General features: G+C 61.5%; 20 protein-coding genes. 12 read left to right on the top strand and 8 right to left on the bottom strand.

The genetic code is table 11. From position 1 onward, the window contains the following. Positions 1–338: 338 nt before the first annotated feature. Together AC1RP7_RS15415 and AC1RP7_RS15410 are read left to right on the top strand one after the other, a co-directional pair. The gene (locus AC1RP7_RS15415; RefSeq protein WP_493182577.1) at positions 339–1,385 is read left to right on the top strand and encodes a class I SAM-dependent methyltransferase; all 1,047 of its coding nucleotides are present in this window, start codon (positions 339–341) and stop codon (positions 1,383–1,385) included. Positions 1,386–1,512: 127 nt separating this feature from the next. Beyond that, positions 1,513–2,355, top strand: a complete 843-nt coding sequence (locus AC1RP7_RS15410; protein WP_218496445.1) for an NAD-dependent protein deacetylase — start codon at positions 1,513–1,515, stop codon at positions 2,353–2,355. A gap of 120 nt (positions 2,356–2,475) precedes the next feature. On the opposite strand, the gene AC1RP7_RS15405 is transcribed toward AC1RP7_RS15410, so the two are convergent. Further along, positions 2,476–3,372 (bottom strand): LysR family transcriptional regulator, encoded by an 897-nt coding sequence (locus tag AC1RP7_RS15405; RefSeq protein ID WP_150814351.1) that lies wholly within the window; start codon positions 3,370–3,372, stop codon positions 2,476–2,478. A 175-nt stretch (positions 3,373–3,547) separates the two neighbouring features. Here AC1RP7_RS15405 and AC1RP7_RS15400 point away from each other — a divergent pair, with 175 nt between their 5' ends. From AC1RP7_RS15400 to AC1RP7_RS15390, 3 genes are read left to right on the top strand one after another with little or no spacing between them, the layout of a single operon-like run. Beyond that, positions 3,548–4,246 (top strand): CoA transferase subunit A, encoded by a 699-nt coding sequence (locus AC1RP7_RS15400; RefSeq protein ID WP_493182574.1) that lies wholly within the window; start codon positions 3,548–3,550, stop codon positions 4,244–4,246. A 36-nt stretch (positions 4,247–4,282) separates the two neighbouring features. Next, positions 4,283–4,948: a CoA transferase subunit B gene (locus tag AC1RP7_RS15395; protein WP_008021761.1), complete on the top strand. Its 666-nt coding sequence runs from the start codon at positions 4,283–4,285 to the stop codon at positions 4,946–4,948. An 11-nt stretch (positions 4,949–4,959) separates the two neighbouring features. Next, a complete protein-coding gene (locus AC1RP7_RS15390; RefSeq protein WP_493182570.1) occupies positions 4,960–6,141 on the top strand; it encodes an acetyl-CoA C-acetyltransferase in 1,182 nt (393 codons plus the stop codon). A gap of 248 nt (positions 6,142–6,389) precedes the next feature. On the opposite strand, the gene AC1RP7_RS15385 is transcribed toward AC1RP7_RS15390, so the two are convergent. After that, positions 6,390–6,920: a chalcone isomerase family protein gene (locus AC1RP7_RS15385; protein WP_493182567.1), complete on the bottom strand. Its 531-nt coding sequence runs from the start codon at positions 6,918–6,920 to the stop codon at positions 6,390–6,392. 167 nt (positions 6,921–7,087) lie between these two features. On the opposite strand from AC1RP7_RS15385, the gene AC1RP7_RS15380 reads away from it, so the two are divergent. Both AC1RP7_RS15380 and AC1RP7_RS15375 read left to right on the top strand, forming a co-directional pair. Continuing rightward, the gene (locus AC1RP7_RS15380) at positions 7,088–7,882 is read left to right on the top strand and encodes a hypothetical protein (protein WP_493182725.1); all 795 of its coding nucleotides are present in this window, start codon (positions 7,088–7,090) and stop codon (positions 7,880–7,882) included. A gap of 138 nt (positions 7,883–8,020) precedes the next feature. Further along, positions 8,021–8,587, top strand: a complete 567-nt coding sequence (locus AC1RP7_RS15375) for a DcrB/PsbP domain-containing protein (RefSeq protein WP_090456340.1) — start codon at positions 8,021–8,023, stop codon at positions 8,585–8,587. Positions 8,588–8,590: 3 nt separating this feature from the next. Here the strand turns inward: AC1RP7_RS15375 and AC1RP7_RS15370 are convergent, their stop codons facing one another. The 3 genes from AC1RP7_RS15370 to AC1RP7_RS15360 all read right to left on the bottom strand — a co-directional run bounded on the left by AC1RP7_RS15370 (position 8,591) and on the right by AC1RP7_RS15360 (position 11,573). After that, complete coding sequence (locus tag AC1RP7_RS15370; protein WP_493182563.1) at positions 8,591–9,307, bottom strand: alpha/beta hydrolase; 717 nt, start codon at positions 9,305–9,307, stop codon at positions 8,591–8,593. A 181-nt stretch (positions 9,308–9,488) separates the two neighbouring features. Further along, positions 9,489–10,601 (bottom strand): succinylglutamate desuccinylase/aspartoacylase family protein, encoded by a 1,113-nt coding sequence (locus tag AC1RP7_RS15365; RefSeq protein ID WP_493182561.1) that lies wholly within the window; start codon positions 10,599–10,601, stop codon positions 9,489–9,491. Between the two features lie 192 nt (positions 10,602–10,793). Beyond that, positions 10,794–11,573: an ABC transporter substrate-binding protein gene (locus tag AC1RP7_RS15360; RefSeq protein WP_090456345.1), complete on the bottom strand. Its 780-nt coding sequence runs from the start codon at positions 11,571–11,573 to the stop codon at positions 10,794–10,796. A 330-nt stretch (positions 11,574–11,903) separates the two neighbouring features. On the opposite strand from AC1RP7_RS15360, the gene AC1RP7_RS15355 reads away from it, so the two are divergent. Further along, positions 11,904–12,545, top strand: a complete 642-nt coding sequence (locus tag AC1RP7_RS15355) for a type 1 glutamine amidotransferase (RefSeq protein ID WP_340313758.1) — start codon at positions 11,904–11,906, stop codon at positions 12,543–12,545. 144 nt (positions 12,546–12,689) lie between these two features. On the opposite strand, the gene AC1RP7_RS15350 is transcribed toward AC1RP7_RS15355, so the two are convergent. Further along, positions 12,690–13,124 (bottom strand): rhodanese-like domain-containing protein, encoded by a 435-nt coding sequence (locus AC1RP7_RS15350; RefSeq protein WP_493182559.1) that lies wholly within the window; start codon positions 13,122–13,124, stop codon positions 12,690–12,692. A gap of 101 nt (positions 13,125–13,225) precedes the next feature. On the opposite strand from AC1RP7_RS15350, the gene ftrA reads away from it, so the two are divergent. Then, positions 13,226–14,254: a transcriptional regulator FtrA gene (ftrA, locus tag AC1RP7_RS15345; protein ID WP_493182556.1), complete on the top strand. Its 1,029-nt coding sequence runs from the start codon at positions 13,226–13,228 to the stop codon at positions 14,252–14,254. A gap of 63 nt (positions 14,255–14,317) precedes the next feature. On the opposite strand, the gene cobF is transcribed toward ftrA, so the two are convergent. Continuing rightward, complete coding sequence (gene cobF, locus AC1RP7_RS15340) at positions 14,318–15,073, bottom strand: precorrin-6A synthase (deacetylating) (protein ID WP_493182555.1); 756 nt, start codon at positions 15,071–15,073, stop codon at positions 14,318–14,320. Continuing rightward, a complete protein-coding gene (locus tag AC1RP7_RS15335) occupies positions 15,073–15,645 on the bottom strand; it encodes a histidine phosphatase family protein (protein ID WP_493182553.1) in 573 nt (190 codons plus the stop codon). Before AC1RP7_RS15335 ends, cobF begins: the two co-directional genes overlap by 1 nt. 564 nt (positions 15,646–16,209) lie before the next feature. On the opposite strand from AC1RP7_RS15335, the gene AC1RP7_RS15330 reads away from it, so the two are divergent. From AC1RP7_RS15330 to AC1RP7_RS15320, 3 genes are all read left to right on the top strand, one after another. Continuing rightward, entirely contained in the window at positions 16,210–17,226 is a 1,017-nt protein-coding gene (locus AC1RP7_RS15330) for an arginine N-succinyltransferase (RefSeq protein WP_493182552.1), read from the top strand. Positions 17,227–17,275: 49 nt separating this feature from the next. Beyond that, a complete protein-coding gene (gene astA / locus AC1RP7_RS15325) occupies positions 17,276–18,310 on the top strand; it encodes an arginine N-succinyltransferase (protein WP_493182550.1) in 1,035 nt (344 codons plus the stop codon). A 142-nt stretch (positions 18,311–18,452) separates the two neighbouring features. Continuing rightward, positions 18,453–19,322 carry an isocitrate lyase/PEP mutase family protein gene (locus AC1RP7_RS15320; RefSeq protein WP_046043248.1) on the top strand — a complete coding sequence of 290 codons (870 nt, stop codon included), beginning with the start codon at positions 18,453–18,455 and terminating at the stop codon, positions 19,320–19,322. Positions 19,323–19,752: the final 430 nt, after the last annotated feature.

Genomic DNA, 19,752 nt, shown 5'->3' with positions numbered 1-19,752 from the left:
TCACAAGCTGTTCAAGGACGCGAGCCGGTGCCCGCCATGAGACAGAGTTAATCGAAGGTGTGTATCAGGACTGTGTTCGGCTGGGGCCGGAATTAGAGGTCACTGTGTCGAAAAGGGGTCTGGATACAGTGGGATACACGCCCGCTCCCACAGGGTCGTGTACCGGCAGAAAAAACGTTGCTTTCGTCGCGCCAGACCGCGCGGTACAAGGCCCGAACTAAACTTACTGCACACAGGGCCCGCTTGGTGCCCTGTACATTCCCACGACCACCGCCCAGTGGCGATCCCCTCGCCAGACAACGCCTCTGGACCGTGATCCTGCTGAAGGAGCACACATGATGGACGAGGCCAGACTCAACGATTTCATGGGCAAACTGGTTAATGACATGGGCGGCGCGGCGATGCTCGCCAACGTCATCCTCGGCGAAGAACTCGGCCTGTACCGGGCGATGGCCGACAGTCAACCCATCACCCCTGAAACCCTTGCCGAGAAAACCGGCTGCAACACCCGCCTGCTGCGCGAATGGCTCAGTGCCCACGCCGCCTCAGGCTACATGGAACACCAGGACGGCCAGTTCCGCCTGCCCGAAGAGCAGGCCATGGCTTTGGCAAAAGAAGACTCACCGGTTTATGTGGCGGGCGGGATCGGCGTGGTCGCGTCGTTTTTCCATGACAAGGACAAACTGGTCAACGCCATGCGCGGCAACGGCGCCCTGCCCTGGGGCGATCACCATCCGTGCATGTTCAGCGGGACCGAACGCTTCTTCCGCCCCGGCTACAAAGCCCATCTGGTCGCCGAATGGTTGCCGGCCCTCGACGGCGTGGTGGCCAAACTGGAAGCCGGGGCCAAAGTGGCGGACATCGGCTGCGGCCATGGCGCCTCGACGGTGATCATGGCCCAGGCGTTTCCGGATTCGCGCTTCGTCGGTTTCGACTACCACGCGCCGTCCGTTACCGTTGCCACCCAACGGGCCAAAGAAGGGGGTGTATCCAGCCGGGCCAGGTTCTTCCAGGGCACGGCCAAAAGCTACCCCGGCAGCGACTACGACCTGATCTGCTACTTCGATTGCCTGCATGACATGGGCGACCCGGTGGGCGCGGCCAAGCATGCTTATGAGTCGTTGAAGGACGACGGCACGGTGCTGCTGGTCGAGCCCTACGCCAACGACTTGCTCGACGACAACGTCAACCCGATCGGTCGCCTGTTCTACGCGGCGTCGACCTTCATCTGCACGCCCAATTCGCTGTCCCAGGAAGTCGGCCTCGGCCTCGGTGCCCAGGCCGGTGAAGCGCGTTTGCGCAAGGTGTTCAGCGAGGCCGGTTTCACCCGTTTCCGGCGGGCCACGGAAACACCGTTCAACCTGATCCTGGAGGCGCGTAAATAAATACTGTCTGCTTTTTGTAGGAGCGAGCTTGCTCGCGATAAACGCGATCACGCCGCGGGGTGTCAGGCTTACAGTGTTATCGTTGACGACCATCGCGAGCAAGCTCGCTCCTACAGGCCTGCACAGCATGTTCGACAATCTGATCCATGAACAGCTCGATCGCCTCCATCAGCTCATGGCGGATCAGCCGTTTGCCGTGCTGACCGGGGCCGGCATCAGCACGCCTTCGGGCATCCCGGATTATCGCGACAGCCAGGGCGTGCGACGGGGCCGGCAGCCGATGATGTACCAGGAGTTTCTCTCGGCCCCGGAGTCCCGGCGACGCTACTGGGCGCGGGCGATGCTCGGCTGGCCGAGGGTGCGTCTGGCGCAGCCGAACGAAGCCCACGACACCCTGGCTCGCTTGCAAGACACGCGACAGATCAGAGGGCTGATCACCCAGAACGTCGACACCCTGCACGACCAGGCCGGCAGCCGTGATGTGATCGAACTCCACGGCAGTCTGCACCGGGTGTTGTGCCTGGATTGCGGCCGGCACAGCGAGCGCGATTCGATCCAGCACTTGATGGAAACACAGAATCCCTACCTGGCCGGCGTCGACGCGGTGCAAGCGCCGGACGGCGACACCTTGCTCGACCCGGCCTTCGAGGCACGCTTCCAGGTCCCGCACTGCCCGCATTGCGCCGGGGAACGGATGAAGCCGGATGTGGTGTTTTTTGGCGAGAACGTCGCACAGGCCACGGCGGCGAAAGCGATGGCCGCCGTCGAACAGGCTGCCGGGCTGTTGGTGGTCGGCTCGTCGCTGATGGCTTATTCGGCGTTTCGCTTGTGCCGGGCGGTGGTGGATCAGGGCAAGCCGTTGATTGCGATCAACCTGGGCAAGACCCGGGCGGACGAGATTCTTGACTTGAAGATCGAGGGGTCGTGCGAGCGGTTGTTGCCAATATTGGCGAAGCTACTTGGCAACTGACGAAACCCGATCCCTGTGGGAGCGAGCTTGCTCGCGATGACGGTGGATCAGCCAATAAACTGTCTGGATGTGCTGGCCTCATCGCGAGCAAGCTCGCTCCCACAAGGTCACCCATACAACTCACGAAAATCGCTGCCCAAGGTTTTCCTCTTTCAGCACATCAAACATCGCCTGCGCCGCCGCCGACAGCTCGCCCCCCGGCAACGTCAACACCCCCAGTGCCCGCTCCACCACCGGGTCGCGCAAGGTGATGCAACGCGCCCCCAGTTCACGCATCTGCCCCGCGCACAAGGCCGGCACCGCGCTCACGCCCAGGCCACTGGCGACCATGCGCCCGACCGTCGCCAGTTGATGGCTTTCAAATTCCACCGGCAGCTTCATGCCGCGGGCCTGCAGATGCTCTTCAAGCATTACTCGCACAGTGGACGGACGCTGCAAGGTAATGAACGGCTCCTTGAGCAGGGTCTGCCAGTCGATGTCATCGAGTTCGGCCAGTGCCGAATCCAGAGGCACCACCGCGACGAAACGGTCGATGTACAACGGCGTGAATTGCAGCGACGAACTCTGGGTCGGTTCAAAGGCCACTCCCAGCTCCACCTGGCGGTCACGGACCATTTCCAGCACCTGCTCGTTGATCACGTCATTGACCGTCACGTTGACATTCGGATAACGGGCGCGGAAGGTCTTGAGGATCGGTGGCAGCAGGTTGCCGGCGAACGACGGCATCGCCGCCAGGGTCACGCGACCGCGCTGCAGGGTGAAGCGTTGACGCAGTTCATCCTCGGCATTGTCCCAGTCAGCGATCAACCGGCGCGCCAGCGGCACCAGGGATTCGCCTTCGGCGGTGAGCGCCACGTTGCGCGTGTTGCGGGTGAACAAGCGCCCGCCCAGGCCCTCCTCCAGCGCCTTGATGGTCAGGCTCAGGGCCGATTGCGACAGGTGCAGGCGCTCGCAGGCCACGGCAAAGCTCAGGCTCTGGGCCACGGCCAGAAAGGCGCGGATCTGCTTGACGGTCATGGGGCAACGCTCCGGTTGTAAGCTACAGGTTCTAAGCTGCAAGAGACTGGGCAGCACATTATTGAGCTTTATCAATCAATCCGCTCTAAAAAACAACTTAACAAATTAATCTGACAGCGAGACACTCCATCCCATTCGGCTAGCCAGCCGCCCACAAAGAATAAAAGAGGTGCATATGGCAGGTTTCGACAAGCGCGTGAGTTCCTACGAGGAAGCTCTGGCAGGTCTTGAAGACGGCATGACCGTGATCGCCGGCGGCTTCGGCCTGTGCGGGATCCCGGAAAACCTGATCAACGAGATCAAGCGCAAGGGCACCTGCGATCTCACCGTGGTTTCCAACAACTGCGGAGTCGACGGTTTCGGCCTTGGCGTACTGCTGACCGACCGCCAGATCAGCAAAGTGGTCGCGTCCTACGTCGGCGAAAACAAGCTGTTCGAAGAGCAACTGCTCAAGGGCGAAATCGAAGTCACCCTGACCCCCCAAGGCACCCTCGCGGAAAAAATGCGCGCAGGCGGCGCCGGCATCCCGGCGTTCTTCACCGCCACCGGCGTTGGCACGCCTGTCGCCGACGGCAAGGAAGTCCGCGAATTCCATGGTCGCAAGTACCTGATGGAAGAATCCATCACCGGCGACTTCGCCATCGTCAAAGGCTGGAAAGCCGACCATTTCGGTAACGTGATCTATCGCCACACCGCCCAGAACTTCAACCCGCTGGCGGCCACCGCCGGCAAGATCACCGTGGTCGAAGTCGAAGAAATCGTCGAACCCGGCGAGCTGGACCCGGCGCAGATCCACACCCCTGGCATCTACGTCGACCGGATCATCTGCGGCACGTTCGAGAAGCGCATCGAACAGCGCACCGTGCGTAAGTGATCCCCTGCCCCCGGACCGAATGAAGGAATAACGACAATGGCACTTTCCCGCGAACAAATGGCTCAACGCGTCGCCCGCGAAATGCAGGACGGCTTCTACGTGAACCTGGGCATCGGCATTCCGACCCTGGTCGCCAACTACATCCCCGAAGGCATGGAAGTCATGCTGCAGTCGGAAAACGGCTTGCTGGGCATGGGTCCTTTTCCTACTGAAGACACCATCGATGCCGACATGATCAACGCCGGCAAGCAAACCGTGACCGCACGTATCGGTGCTTCGATCTTTTCCTCGGCCGAGTCCTTCGCGATGATCCGCGGTGGTCATGTCGACCTGACCGTGCTGGGCGCCTTTGAAGTGGACGTGCAAGGCAACATCGCCTCGTGGATGATCCCCGGCAAACTGGTCAAGGGCATGGGCGGCGCGATGGACCTGGTCGCCGGCGCAGACAACATCATCGTCATCATGACCCACGCATCCAAGGACGGTGAGTCCAAGCTGCTGTCCCAATGCAGCCTGCCGCTGACCGGCGCCGGGTGCATCAAGCGTGTACTGACCGACCTGGCCTACCTGGAAATCGAAAACGGCGCGTTCATCCTGAAAGAACGTGCGCCGGGCGTCAGCGTCGAAGAGATCGTCGCCAAGACCGCAGGTAAACTGATCGTGCCGGACCACGTACCGGAAATGCAGTTCGCTGCCCAGTGAGGAATCATTCCATGCAAGAAGTCGTCATTGTTGCCGCCACGCGCACCGCGATCGGCAGTTTCCAGGGGTCGCTGGCCAATGTGTCCGCCGTCGACCTGGGCGCTGCGGTGATCCGTCAGCTGCTGGCACAAACCGGCCTGGATCCTGCGCAAGTCGATGAAGTGATCATGGGCCAGGTGCTGACCGCCGGCGCCGGGCAAAACCCTGCGCGCCAGGCCGCAATCAAGGCCGGCCTGCCCTTCGCCGTGCCGGCCTTGACCCTGAACAAGGTCTGCGGCTCCGGTCTCAAGGCCCTGCACCTGGGTGCCCAGGCGATTCGCTGCGGCGATGCCGACGTGATCATCGCCGGTGGCCAGGAAAACATGAGCCTGGCCAACTACGTCATGCCCGGTGCCCGCACCGGCCTGCGCATGGGTCACGCGCAAATCGTCGACACCATGATCAGCGATGGCCTGTGGGATGCGTTCAACGATTACCACATGGGTATCACCGCCGAGAATCTGGCCGAGAAATACAGCCTGAGCCGCGAGCAACAGGACGCGTTCGCCGCCGCCTCGCAACAGAAAGCCGTGGCCGCCATCGAAGCCGGGCGCTTCGTCGATGAAATCACGCCGATCCTGATCCCGCAGCGCAAGGGCGATCCGCTGTCCTTCGCCACCGACGAACAACCACGGGCCGGCACCACCGCCGAATCCCTGGGCAAACTCAAAGCCGCCTTCAAGAAGGACGGTTCGGTGACCGCCGGTAACGCTTCGTCGCTGAACGACGGTGCCGCGGCCGTGATCCTGATGAGCGCCGAAAAGGCCAAGGCCCTGGGCCTGCCAGTCCTTGCAAAAATCGCCGCCTACGCCAACGCAGGCGTCGACCCGGCGATCATGGGCATCGGCCCGGTGTCGGCCACCCGCCGCTGCCTGGACAAGGCCGGCTGGTCCATCGACCAGCTTGAGCTGGTTGAAGCCAACGAAGCCTTCGCCGCGCAATCGCTGGCCGTGGCCAAGGACCTGGAATGGGACTTGAACAAGGTCAACGTCAACGGCGGCGCCATCGCCCTGGGTCACCCGATCGGTGCCTCGGGTTGCCGCGTGCTGGTGACCCTGCTGCATGAAATGCTCAAGCGTGACGCCAAGAAAGGCCTCGCCACCCTGTGTATCGGTGGTGGTCAGGGCGTGGCACTGGCGCTCGAACGGGCTTAAGCCAACAGCGTTCAACAGACGGCGCGGGGACCCACGAAGATCCGTGACCGCCTGGAAAAACACCCGGTGCGATGCAAGTCGCACCGGGTTCTTTTTTGCCTGCGTTTTTTTTTCAGATGGACCGCGTCATCGTTCATCGCGAGCAAGCTCGCTCCCACAGGTTTTTGTACTGGTCACAAAATGGAGCCACACCGCCAAACACTGTGGGAGCGAGCTTGCTCGCGATGAGGCCCGGATCATCGCAAAGTTTACGGCGCCACGCCCAACAACTGCTGACGCAACTTGGGGTTGCCGGTACGCGGATCGAGCCAGATGGCAAAAAACGCCTTGGCGAATTGCAGGTCCTTCACATCACGCAGCAGCTGCTGACCGAGAAAAAACCGCACGCCCTGCCCCGGCAGATAGACACCGGTCAGCCGCGTGCCGGCCTGTACGTCGACAAACGACTGTTTCATCTGCACGTGCCAGGACGCCAGTTGCTCGGCACTGACCGAGGTGCCGGCGAGTCGCTTGATTTCCCTGACGCTGGCATTCACCAGGTCATCACGGGAAATGCTGCGCTGGTAGATCAGCTCCAGGGCGAACGGCTGATCGTTCGCCAGGGGTCGCGAAGTACTCCAGAGCCGTGCGCTGTAGACATCGAAGCCGTACTTGCGAAACTCACCACTGCCGAGGATTTGCGCACCGGGCAGCGAGTCCTGCCAATTGGCCAGGGCCTGGCAGCTCAGCAAGACAAGCAGCCACAGACCATGGCGCAGGGGTGAACGTTGGCGTTTCAAGGTGAGCTGTCCTCATCGTGGGATGCCTTGATAAAACGTTTGCGTAAAAGAGCCTTTCGTAGAACTCGAGAAAATCTCTATTTTTGTATACAAAACTTACATACACATAAAGCAATCTACCCGCTGCAATGTTACCGTTGCCACCTCACAAGGTCGGAGACGTGCGCGTGTTGATCCTCAAACTGCTGGTGATCCCAGGCTTCCTGCTGCTGATTTCCCTGGCTGGCAAACGCTGGGGGCCGAGCGTGGCCGGTTGGTTGTCGGGGTTGCCGGTGGTGGTCGGTCCGATCCTGTTGTTCCTCGCCCTCGAACAAGGCCAGGCGTTCGCTGCGCAATCGGCCACCGCCGCGCTGTCAGCCATGTTCGCGATGATTGCGTTTTGCGTGAGCTACGCCCAGGTCGCACAACGGGCCGGATGGCCGCTGGCGCTGTTGATCTCGCTGTCGGTCTGGGCAGTGGTGGCGGTTGTCCTGTCGTTGATCCCGGCCTCCCTGGTGTTTTCGGTGTGCGCCGCCGCCACCGCGCTGCTCGCCGCACCGTACCTGTTCCCCACTGTGCAACCCGTGCTCAGTGGCCCGGCGCCGAAATCCGACAAGCTTCTGTTGCGCATGGTGGCCGGTGCATTGCTCACCCTGGTTGTGACACTGCTGGCCAGCACCGTCGGTGACCGCTGGAGCGGCCTGCTGGCAGTGTTCCCCGTATTGGGCAGCGTGATGGCGGTGTTCTCCCAGCAAACCCGTGGCCCGGCCTTTACCGCCGCGCTGCTGCGCGCCACTGCCACCGGCATGTACTCGTTCGCCGCCTTCTGCCTGGTGTTGGCCCTGGCCCTGCCGACGATGGGAATGAACGCTTTTGTGCTGGGCGTCGCGGTGTCGGTGGCCATGCTGGGCGTGACCAAACGCCTGCTGGCGCGGCCAGCCGGCCCGGCGACTGACACTCAAAGAGCAGCCATCAAACGCTAAGCTGCCTCAGCTCATCGAGCTGCCCTGAGCATAGGTGGGTGTTCAGCCAAGATGACCGCTGGGTAAAGCACGCTGGAATGCATCGCAACCTCCATGGGATGATCGCGCCCCACCGCGCGCACATCCCTGGAGATTCCAATGTCATTGTTGAGTAAAAAAGCCCTTGTACTGCTGCTGGCAGCCGCTACCGGCCTTGGGGCTTTGAATGCGCAGGCCGCCAAGGCCACATCCAGCGATGCGCCCGCCCATAAAGTCTCCATGCTCGGCAGCAAGTTCACCTTCAACCTGCCCAAGGGTTTCGTCGCCAACCCGCTGCCGGCCAGCCCGGACGGTGCCAGCGGCACCCTCTACAGCAATGAAACCACCAAGACCGTGGTGATCGCCGCTGAAAACACTCTACCCAACGGTGTCAGCGTCAAGGACAACGACGGCGGGTTCCTCGACGGCACCGTGGCCGATTTCGATGCGGCGCAACACAAATCCCTGCCCGACTACAACAAGCTCAGCGAGAAAGCCCTGACCCAGAAAACCGGGCTGGGCCTGCGCCAGATCGACGGCACTGCCACGCAAGGCGGTGGCATGACCCTCACCACCACGCTGATGGCCGCATCCGGCACTCGCATGGCGGTGATCCAGGTGATTTCCCGCCCCGGCGACATGGCGGCCCACGAAACCCTGGTCAAGCAGATCGTCAGCGGAAAATGAATGTCAGGGGTTGAGACGCTGCAACCAGGCGCTCAAATCCTGTATCTCGTCGGCATTGATGCTGTGACCGACACCGGGGTAGCCGTGGAACTCGGGTTCGAGTGACACGCTCTGCAGCAGGCTGTTGGCTTCAGTACCGTCGCTGTAGGGAAGGCGTTTGTCCTGCTCGCCATGCCCGATGAAAATAGCCAGTGACTGGCGTTTTTCATCCGGCTGGAGCTCGGACTTGAGCACCGGCAGAATCCGTCCGCTCAACGCAGCGATCCCGCCTAGCGCCTCGGGGTGCCGCAGGCCTGTTTCGTAGGTCATGATCGCGCCCTGGCTGAAACCGACCAGGAACACCTTCTCCGGTTCGGTGTGATATTTCTTCGTGGCCTGTGCGACGAAATCCAGCAACAACTGGCCGCTGGACTTCAGATCATCGGTCTCGCCGTTGTAGGCCCCTTCGCCCTTCTTGCGAAACCACTGATAGCTGCCCGCCTCCATCACCAAGGGTGCCCGCACCGACAGGTAAGTGTAGGACGCGGGCAAGACTTCCTTGATGCCGAACAGGTCCTGCTCGTTACTGCCGTAACCGTGGAGGAAAATCACCAGGGGTTGATGGTTCGAATCGGCGTTGGCCTGCTCCAGATACTTGAGCGGCAAGTCGGTTTGCAGCGGGGTTTGGGCGTGGACAGCGGTGGATACCAGGAGCGTGAGCAGCGCGAGAATCTTCAACATGGGTCTTCCTTCACTGAATGCAGGATTCGCGCAAGAGCCTAACACTGTGCAGTAGACAGGAACATCTCAGGCGTGGCCGATGCCGCCTTCGCGAGCAAGCCCGCTCCCACAGGGAACGCGTAAACCCTGTGGGAGCGGGCTTGCTCGCGAAGAGGCCAGAACAGACGGCGAAGTACCTGGCTCAGTCGTTGATCAACTTGCCCACCCGAATCGGCTCACGCCCGGCGACCTTCGCCTGCCAGCTGCCTGGCTGGGTGTAGCGCCCACGGTCGATGGCAAACAGCACACCACTGGTGCCGGCCTGCACGGTGGTGACCTTGTCGTTCAACGGGTCGACCACCTCGAACAGTGCATCGCCCTTCTCCACCCACTCCCCGGCCTCGCGCAGGAAGCTGACCACGCCGTGATGCGGGGCGAACAGGTATTGGGTGCCTTCGAATGGCATGCCTTCACAGCATTCGGCCGGTGCCGCCGGCCAGGTGCCGGAGATGAATCCCTGCTCGGCGAGGAACCCGAGAATGGCCTCGCAATTGGCCTGGGCCTGATTGACGCGGGTGTCTCCCATGCTGCCCAGTTCCAGGGTGGTCGCCAGGTTGGCCGGTGGAATCGCTGCCGCCGGGAACGCCCTGGCCAGGCGCAACCATGGCGAAGAACAGGATTCATCGAACGAACTGCCGCCGGAGTCTTCACACAACAACGCCACACCGGCCTGCAAACGCGCCGCCAGGGATTGCCACTGCGGCCAGTGCTGCGGCAACGCGTAGATGTGGATCGCCGCATCGAAATCGCAATGCAGGTCGAGGGTGATGTCGGCGTCACAGGCATGGCGCAGCAAAAGGCGGTGCATGGCTTCCAGCTGCGATGCCGCTGCCGGCAAGCTGTCGAGGACCTGGCCCATGGTCTGGCGAATCAACGCAATGTTGGCCTGGGCATCGCTGCCGAGACGATCACCGATCAACGCAGCCACCGGCGCACTGAGTTCGACGAACGAGCGGTTGAAATTCTTGCCGCTGCCCAGCTCGAAACGCCCCATGTGGCTGCCTTGCAAGTGCTGGTCGAGGCCAATGGGATTGGCCACCGGCACCAGTTCGATCACACCCTTCAATTGTCCCTGTTGTTCAAGTTCGGCCAGGCGTTTTTTCAACTCCCAGGCCGTGCGCATGCCCGGCAATTCGTCGGCGTGCAGGCTGGCCTGGATGTACACCTTGCGCGTGCCCGCGCCATAACGAAACACGCTGAGGGTGCGCTCGCTGCCCAGGTGGCTCCAGGGCAGTTTGTGATCGATGCGTTGCATATAAACTCCTGAAAACAGAGAAACCTGTGGGAGCGAGCTTGCTCGCGATGGCGTTCATTCAGTCGAAGCCATTTTGCCTGACCCACCGCTATCGCGAGCAAGCTCGCTCCCACAGGTATCTTCTTCGCTGAAAAAATTGCACAAAAAAAGTGGCAGCCGCGTCAACGGCTACCACTTTCTTGAACGGCTCGCTTACTCGCCGTAAACGTCAAACTTGAAGTACTTGTCCTGCACTTGCTTGTACTTGCCGTTGGCACGGATTTCGGTGATGGCGGTGTTGAACTTGTCCGCCAGTTCCTTATCGCCCTTGCGCACGGCAATGCCTGCGCCGCCGCCGAAGTATTTCGGATCGTTGTACTCAGGGCCGACGAAGGCAAAACCTTTACCGGCGTCGGTTTTCAGGAAACCGTCGTCCAGGTTGACCGAGTCGGCCAGCAGCGCGTCAATGCGGCCGGAGACCATGTCCAGGTTGGCTTCCTGCTGGGAGCCGTAACGCACCAGGACAATCCCCGCCGGTTGCAGCACTTCAGTGGCGAAGCGGTCGTGGGTACTGGCGCGCAGCACACCTACTTTCTTGCCCTTGAGTTCGGTCAGCGGGTCCTTGACGTCGCTGCCTTCCTTCATCACGAAGCGCGCCGGGGTGTGGTAGTACTTGATGGTGAAATCGACGTTCTTCTTGCGGTCGTCAGTGATGGTCATGGACGACAGGATGGCGTCGATTTTCTTGACCTTCAGCGCCGGGATCAGGCCGTCGAACTCTTGCTCGACCCAGGTGCACTTGGCTTTCATCTGCTCGCACAGCGCATCGCCGATATCCACGTCGAAACCGGTGAGTTTGCCGTCAGGGGTTTTCATCGAGAATGGCGGGTAGCCGGCTTCGATACCGATGCGAATCGGCTTGGCGTCTTCGGCCACGGCGGTCAGGGACAACATCGACAGTGCCAGGGCACCGAACATCACTAGCTTCTTCATTTTTAACTCCTGTGTGCGGAGGCTTTTATTGGCAGCTTCGATTGGCAGGGTTCGGTCATCGCTTCGTGAGCGGAAACCGAAGTGGCCGGCAGTCTAGAGCGGCTACAGGAGGGTAAATTACGCCAAGGCGACAAATATTTATAGAAAAGTGGCACCCGGAGAGAGGCACCGAGGTGAACGCGCCATGACGGTGCAAAGTCTGTCAGACATGCCGCGTTTTCAGAGCAAACCTACAGGTTTTCCGGCTCCATCCGACAGAACGGGACGGCTGGCGATGCCCGGTGTTTTGCGGCACATTGAGCGCCCTTGCGTCCCATCGAGAGTAGCGTGATGCCCACGTTGAACCTGATCCAGCACCACTGCGCCGAAGGTCCGGGCGCCATCGCCATCTGGGCCGAATCCCGAGGGCTGACGCTGAAGGTGTTTCGCGCCGACCTCGGCCAATTGCCGCCCGTCAGCGCCGATCCCGTGATCCTGTTGGGCGGGCCTTATGAATCCAATGCCGGCCCGGCCTGGCTGGAAGCCGAACGGCAATGGCTCAGAGGCACGCTGGATCAGGACGCGGCCGTGTTCGCCATATGCCTGGGGGCACAGTTGCTGGCGCTGAGCCTGGGCGGGAATGTACGGCGGATGGACCGGACCGAAACCGGATGGACCACCGTGACCTTTATCGATGGGAAAACGCTGAAAGTGCTGGAGTGGCACGAAGACGCCATCGACCTGCCGCCTGCCGCGCAGCTGTTGGCCAGCAGCGAGCACTGTGTGCAGCAGATGTACCGCGCCGGGCCGGCGCGGCTGGGTCTGCAGTTTCATCCAGAGTGGAACGCCGAATCGGTGACCATGCTCAATGCGCATTTTGGCGATGAGTCGCCGTTGCCCCGAGGGCCGCAGGACGATGCGGCCTACGCCGATGTGCTGGCGTGGTTGCAAGCGACACTGGATGAGTGGTGGGCGGCCGCTTCCTTTCGCTGAACTACATTCCTGTGGCGAGGGGGCTTGCCCCCGTTGGAGTGCGAAGCGCTCCCGACACTCTCGACTATTTCAGAGATTCCGGGGTTGCTGCGCAACCCGACGGGGGCAAGCCCCCTCGCCACAATGATCAATGGTGTTTGGATATCAGCATTCACAACCCATCACAGCATTCACCGGCCGCTGCACCCCGACACTCAACTCAAACCCTTCATCGAGCCACCCTGTCACGCCGCCGATCATCTCCTTGACCGGATACCCCAAGGCCGCCAGTTTCACCGCCGCCTTGTTGGCGCCGTTGCAGTGAGGCCCGGCGCAATAGACCACAAACAGGCTGTTTTTCGGATAACCCGCCAAACCTTCGGCGTTCAGCAAGCGCCCGGGAATGTTGATCGCTCCCGGTACATGCCCGCGCTCGAACGCCAGCGGCCCCCGAACATCCACCAGAATGAAATCGACTTCGCCAGCCTGCTGGCTGCCGTAGACGTCGGAACAATCGGTTTCGAACGTCAGACGGTTACTGAAATGCATCAGGGCGATGGCCGATGGGGCGGCGGGAATTTCGCGAACCAGGCTGGTCATGGGCTGTACTCCAAAGAGGTGGTGGGTGTGGAAAGACTTTATCCGCCAGCCACTTGCGGCTACAGTGGCGTACAAGACACTCACCGGGAACTTTCCGCCAAATGCAACCCACCCCAGGAATGGTCGCGATTCTGGCCTACGACGGCCTGTGCACGTTCGAGTTCGGCATTGCCGTGGAGATCTTCAGCCTGCCACGACCTGAATTCGATTTTCCGTGGTACGAGCATCGTATCGTCGCGGTCGATCAAGGTCCGATGCGGGCCATGGGCGGCATCCAGGTGCTGGCCGATGGCGGCATGGAATTGCTCGCCGATGCCCGCACCATCATCATTCCCGGTTGGCGCGACCGCAGCGCCACGGTGCCAGCAGAACTGATCGCTGCTTTGCGCCAGGCCCATGCCCGGGGGGCGCGGTTGCTGTCGATCTGCTCCGGTGTTTTCGTCCTCGCCGCCACCGGGTTGCTCGACGGGCACGGTGCGACCACGCACTGGCGCTATACCTCGGAACTGGCCGAGCGGTTTCCCGGCATCCTCGTGGACCCGGACGTGCTGTATGTCGATTCCGGCCAATTGATCACCTCCGCCGGCAGCGCGGCAGGCATCGATGCCTGCCTGCACCTGGTGGCGCGGGATTTCGGCACCCAGGTGGCCAACTCCGTGGCGCGACGCCTGGTCATGTCGCCGCAACGCAGCGGTGGCCAGGCGCAATTCATTCCGACGCCGGTCAGTCCTGCACCGCGCAGCGATCTTTCCCGCGTCATGCAGTGGGCACGTGAGCGTTTGCACGAGCCGCTGGAGGTGCGCGACCTGGCCAGCGAAGCCGCCATGAGCGAACGCACCTTCCTGCGCCGCTTCACCGAAGCCAGCGGCCAGTCACCGAAAACCTGGTTGCAGCACGAACGTCTGGGCCGCGCCCGTGAACTGCTGGAAAGCAGCGACCAGAACACCGAGCAGATTGCCGAACGCTGTGGTTATCGCTCGGTGGAAAGTTTCCGGGTGGCGTTTCGAACGGTGGTTGGCGTGCCGCCTTCGGTGTATCGGGAGCGGTTTGGGCGTGGGGGTAACACTTTACCTTCGGTTGACCTTCAAGGCGCAATCGCGAGCAGGCTCGCTCCCACACCGATGGTGTGAACACTGAAGATCCACTGTGGGAGCGGGCTTGCTCGCGAAGGCGTCAGCCCGGTCACCGACTGATCAAGGCTTTCGCAGCAGATAGGTATCCATGATCCAGCCATTGGCCAACCGCGCCGCCTTGCGCACCCGTTCGATTTCATCCGCGACATCCTTGAGCTTGCCGCTGATCAGGATTTCATCCGGCGTCCCCAGATAGGCCCCCCAGTAAATCTCGGTGTCCTGATCCACCACCTGATGGAAAGCATCCTGGGCATCGAGCATCACCACCAGGCTGTCGGCATCGCTCACCTGCCCTGCCGCCAGGCGCCGGCCGGTGGTGATTTCAACGGAGCGGCCAATCCGGTTGAGCGGCACCTTGTGTTGTGCCGCCAATGCCTGGACGCTGGTAATCCCGGGAATCACCTCGAACTCGAACCCACAGGCGCCCGAGGCCTGGATCGCCTGAAGGATACGGATGGTGCTGTCGTACAGCGCAGGGTCGCCCCACACCAGAAAACCACCACACTGGCTGTCGGACAGCTCTTCATTGATCAACCGTTCGAAGGTCTGTTGTTTGGCCAGGTTCAAGTCGTCGACACTGCTCTTGTAGTCCACCTCACCGCGCTCACGCTCGGGGCTGTGGGCTTCGACAAAACGGTAGTCGTGGCCGGTGATGTAGCGCTCGCAGATTTCGCGGCGCAGATCGATGAGTTTGTCTTTGCTCTGGCCCTTGTCCATGAGAAAAAAAACATCGACCTGATTCAGCGCCTTCACGGCCTGCATCGTGATGTAGTCGGGGTTGCCGGCACCGATCCCGATGACCAGGAGTTTTTTCATCACGGCAGGTCCTCGGGATCGATGCCCGGAAAGCGCAGCCGCCAGCGGTCATGGAACCTCAACTCGACGGCCGACAGGGGTTCGACGTCGATCAGGTTGGACGCGCCCCCCTGCAACACTTGCGTCAGCGCGGCGCGGATGACAAAGGGATGAGTAACGGCAACGATGTGCCCCGGCGTCGATTGCAAGGTTGTCAGCCAGGCGCCCACCCGCTCGCCCAGTTGCACCAGCGACTCACCACCGTGGGGGGCCGAAGCCGGGTCGTCCAGCCAATGCTGGAGCGCCTGGGCTTCGGTTTTTTGCAGATCGCCGATGCGCTCACCGCCCCAGCGCCCGAAATCGCAGTCCCTCAAGGCGTCGACAATCTGCGGCGAGCTGCCGAACAGTCCAGCGGTTTGCCGGCTGCGCAACTCCGGACCACAGACAAGACGTGGAGCACCCTTGAACTGATTGCAACGGGAAAGCCTGAGCGCTTGCCAATCCATCTCCAGAGGCTCGTCCAGAGGAAAGCGCGCCAATTTCTGTGCGACGGTTCGAGCATGGCAAATCAGGGTTAAACGGGTTGCCTGCACCAGCAATCACTCCAGGGATGGAAAGGAACGACGGCGTCAGGTGACCGCCATCGCGCAATTGTGCCGCAAGAAAGCAGGCCCGGGTGGTGTTTAATTTTCCTGTTTGAAACGGATTCCTTCAGTCATTTCCTGCGAGACTTTCTGTCATGGCTGACCGCAATGCAGGCAATCGCCTACAAGACTTTACGACATCGGCGTAGCCCCGCAGTACAGGCACTTCGCACCTTTTTCGGGCACGAGCAGACCACGCGAAAATTCACTAGACAGGCAGTACGCGATGATTAAATACTCCTTTCAACGGATTGTTAAAACACGTGCCACACTCATCCAGCAGGAGCCCGGATGCCTTTACTCGAACACCCGATCAACGCGCCTGGCCAGGCACCACCTCCGACCGAACCGCCTGCTCCTCGTTTAATGCGGTCCATCCCAAGAAACATCCGATAAGAAAAAGCGTGGCGCCTGACAACGTTCAGATGACCACCGATTTAATGTGTGGAAAAACCGACAGTGATAGTCAGGTTCGGCTCAAGCCGCCGAATCGTTTGATACAGGAGTGTCTCCATGCTGGTCTTGCGTCCAGTCGAGTTGGCCGACCTGCCCCAGTTGCAGAGGCTGGCCCGTGAAAGCCTCGTGGGCGTCACGTCCCTGCCCGACGATAGCGAACGGTTGCGCGGAAAAATCCTCGATTCCTGTGCCTCGTTCGAAAAGGACGTGCAGGCTCATGGCCCGGAAAACTATTTCTTTGTACTTGAAGACCTGACGACGCGGCACCTGGCCGGCTGCTCGGAAATCCTCGCCACGGCGGGTTACAACGAGCCGTTCTACAGCCTGCGCAACCGGCACTTCACCAGTGCCTCGCGGGAACTGAACATCGAGCACGGTGTACCGGCCCTGTCGTTGTGTCACGACCTCAGTGGTCACACCTTGCTGCGGGGCTTCCATATCGATGCCGCGCGAGTGCGCAGCGCGCATTCCGAACTGCTGTCGCGGGCGCGCCTGTTGTTCATCGCTGCCCACGCCCGGCGTTTTTCCGAAACGGTGATTACCGAGATCGTCGGCTACAGCAGTGATGAAGGCCACTCGCCATTTTGGGACGCCGTGGGCAAGCATTTCTTCGACTTGCCCTACGTCGAGGCCGAACGGCTTTGCGGTCTGCAGAGCCGCACCTTTCTCGCCGAGCTGATGCCGCAGTATCCGATCTACGTGCCCATGCTGCCCCAGGCGGCACAGGACTGCATCGGCAGCATCCACCCCGACGGCCAGGAAGCCTTCGATATCCTCGAACGGGAAGGCTTCGAAACCAACAGTTACATCGATCTGTTCGATGGAGGCCCGACGCTCTATGCGCGCACCCCGGGTATTCGCTCCATCGCCCTCAGCCAGTGCGGCATAACGCAGCCTGGCCCGGTGATCGACACCCGCGGCAGCTTTCTGGTGAGCAACGAGTCCTTGAAGGATTACCGAGCCATCGTCGCCGATCTTGATTACATCCCCGGACAACCCGTGACCCTTGATGCAGCCATCTGCACGGCGCTGAAGGTGACCGAGGGCAGCCCCGTCAGGCTGGTGGCCCTGTGAACACCCGCCAGATTCAACGCCCGAGCACCCGCGCACAAGGAACCGCCCCATGATTGTCCGTCCGGTCCAGATCACCGACCTGCCCGCCTTGTTCACGCTGGTGCGGCAGGCCATTCCGGGGCTTACCAGCCTGCCGGCCGATGAAGAACGCCTGGCCTACCGGATTCGCTGGGCCCAACGCACCTTCGCCGGACAGGTCGACCGGGCCGATGCCGATTACCTGTTCGTGCTCGAGGATGACGAGCAGCAAGTGGTGGGCGTCAGCGCCCTGACGGGGGGCGTCGGTCTGCGCGAGCCCTGGTACAACTACCGGGTCGGACTGACGGTCAGCGCTTCGGCGGACCTGGGTATCCAGCGCCAGATCCAGACCCTGTTCCTGAGCAATGAATTGACCGGGCAATCGGAAGTCTGCTCGTTGTACCTGCGCCCCGATCAGCGCCAGGGCAGCAACGGCCGTTTGCTTTCCCTCGGGCGCTTGTTGTTTGTGGCCGAGTTTACCCAGCTGTTCGGCAACCGGCTCATCGCCGAATTACGCGGTAGCGCTGATGAACGAGGTGGCTCGCCGTTCTGGGACAGCCTCGGCCGGCACTTTTTCAAGATGGATTTCAGCCACGCCGATCACTTGTCCGGGCTGGGCAACAAATCGTTCATCGCCGAACTGATGCCGCGCCAGCCGCTGTACACCTGCCTGCTCACCGAACAGGCCCAGGCGGTGATCGGCAAGGCCCACCCCAATACCGAGCCGGCCCTGAAAATCCTCAGCGCCGAGGGCTTTGCCCACCAGGGTTACATCGATATCTTCGACGGCGGGCCGGTCATCGAAGCCCCGGTTTCCGGGATCCGCACCGTGCGCGACAGCCAACCGCTGTCACTGGCCATCGGCTCGCCGGACGATAAAGCGCCCCTCTGGCTGATTCACAACCGCCGCCTGGAAAACTGTCGCATTACCTGTGCCCCGGCCCGACAGGTAGGCAACAGCCTGGTGGTTGATCGCCTGACCGCCAAGCGCCTGCAGCTGCAACCCGGAGACTCGGTGCGCGCCGTGTCGCTGCTTGACCAACGGCAACAGGCCGTGGCGGCGTGACCTATCAGTTCCGTCGCGGCGATGTCAATCGGACTGACCCAGCAAATTCGTCATCATTCTCCCCTTGCGCGCGTGATAGCCTTTTATTCCTTCGGCGTTGACACTTTTGCTCAAGCCCTTCCATTCCATTGGTGGAACTCATATGTCCAGGCTTTCCCATCAAGATTTGCGCCGCAATTTTCGCCAACTGTTCGCCTCCAACACCTGCTACCACACGGCCTCGGTTTTCGACCCGATGTCGGCCCGCATCGCCGCCGACCTGGGCTTCGAAGTCGGGATCCTCGGGGGCTCGGTCGCATCGCTGCAAGTGCTGGGCGCCCCTGACTTTGCCCTGATCACCCTCAGCGAATTCGCTGAACAGGCCACTCGCATCGGCCGTGTCGCCCAGTTGCCGGTGATTGCCGACGCCGACCACGGCTACGGCAACGCGCTCAACGTCATGCGCACCATCGTCGAACTCGAACGTGCGGGCGTGGCTGCGCTGACCATCGAAGACACCCTGCTGCCCGCGCAGTTCGGCCGTAAATCCACCGACCTGATCACGGTCGCCGAAGGCGTCGGCAAGATCCGCGCGGCGCTCGAAGCCCGCTGCGATTCGGAAATGGCAATCATCGCCCGCACCCATGCCGGGATTCTGCCGGTGCAGGAAATCATCAGCCGCACCCGGCAATACCAGAGCGCCGGCGCCGACGGGATCTGCATGGTGGGCATCAAGGACTTCGACCATCTGGAGCAGATCGCCGAGCACCTGAGCGTGCCGCTGATGCTGGTGACCTATGGCAACCCGCTGCTGCGCGATGACAAACGCCTGGCCGAACTGGGTGTGCGCGTGACCATCGACGGCCATGGCGCCTACTTCGCCGCGATCAAGGCGACCTACGACAGCCTGCGCGAACAACGCCAGATCCTCACCCAGACGTCGGACCTGAGCGCCACCGAGCTGACGCACACCTATACGCAACCCGAGGAATACATCCGTTTCGCGGAGGAGTTCATGAGCGTGAAGGAATGACGGTTTAAACCGACCCGCCGCCATCGCGAGCAAGCTCGCTCCCACAGTGGATTTCTGTTGAACACAAATCTTGAATTCACCCGGAATCCCCGTGGGAGCGAGCTTGCTCGCGATAAAGCCATCACAGCCAACATCCCTGCCGCCTGACACGCCGCCATCACGAGCAGGCTCGCTCCCACAGCTAAATTTTGTTGAACACAAATCTTGTATTCACCCGGAATCCCCGTGGGAGCGAGCCTGCTCGCGATAAAGCCATCACAGCCAACATCCCTGCCGCCTGACACGCCGCCATCACGAGCAGGCTCGCTCCACAGTGGATTTCTGTTGAACACAAATCTTGTATTCACCCGGAATCCCCGTGGGAGCGAGCTTGCTCGCGATGAGGCCGTCACAGCCAGCATCCCTGCCGTCTGACCCGCCGCCATCGCGA

This window comes from Pseudomonas sp. GW822-FHT01E03, from assembly GCF_058802985.1.
The sequence above is the reverse complement of the archived record's forward strand: the minus strand, read 5'-3'. Positions and strand labels throughout refer to the sequence as shown.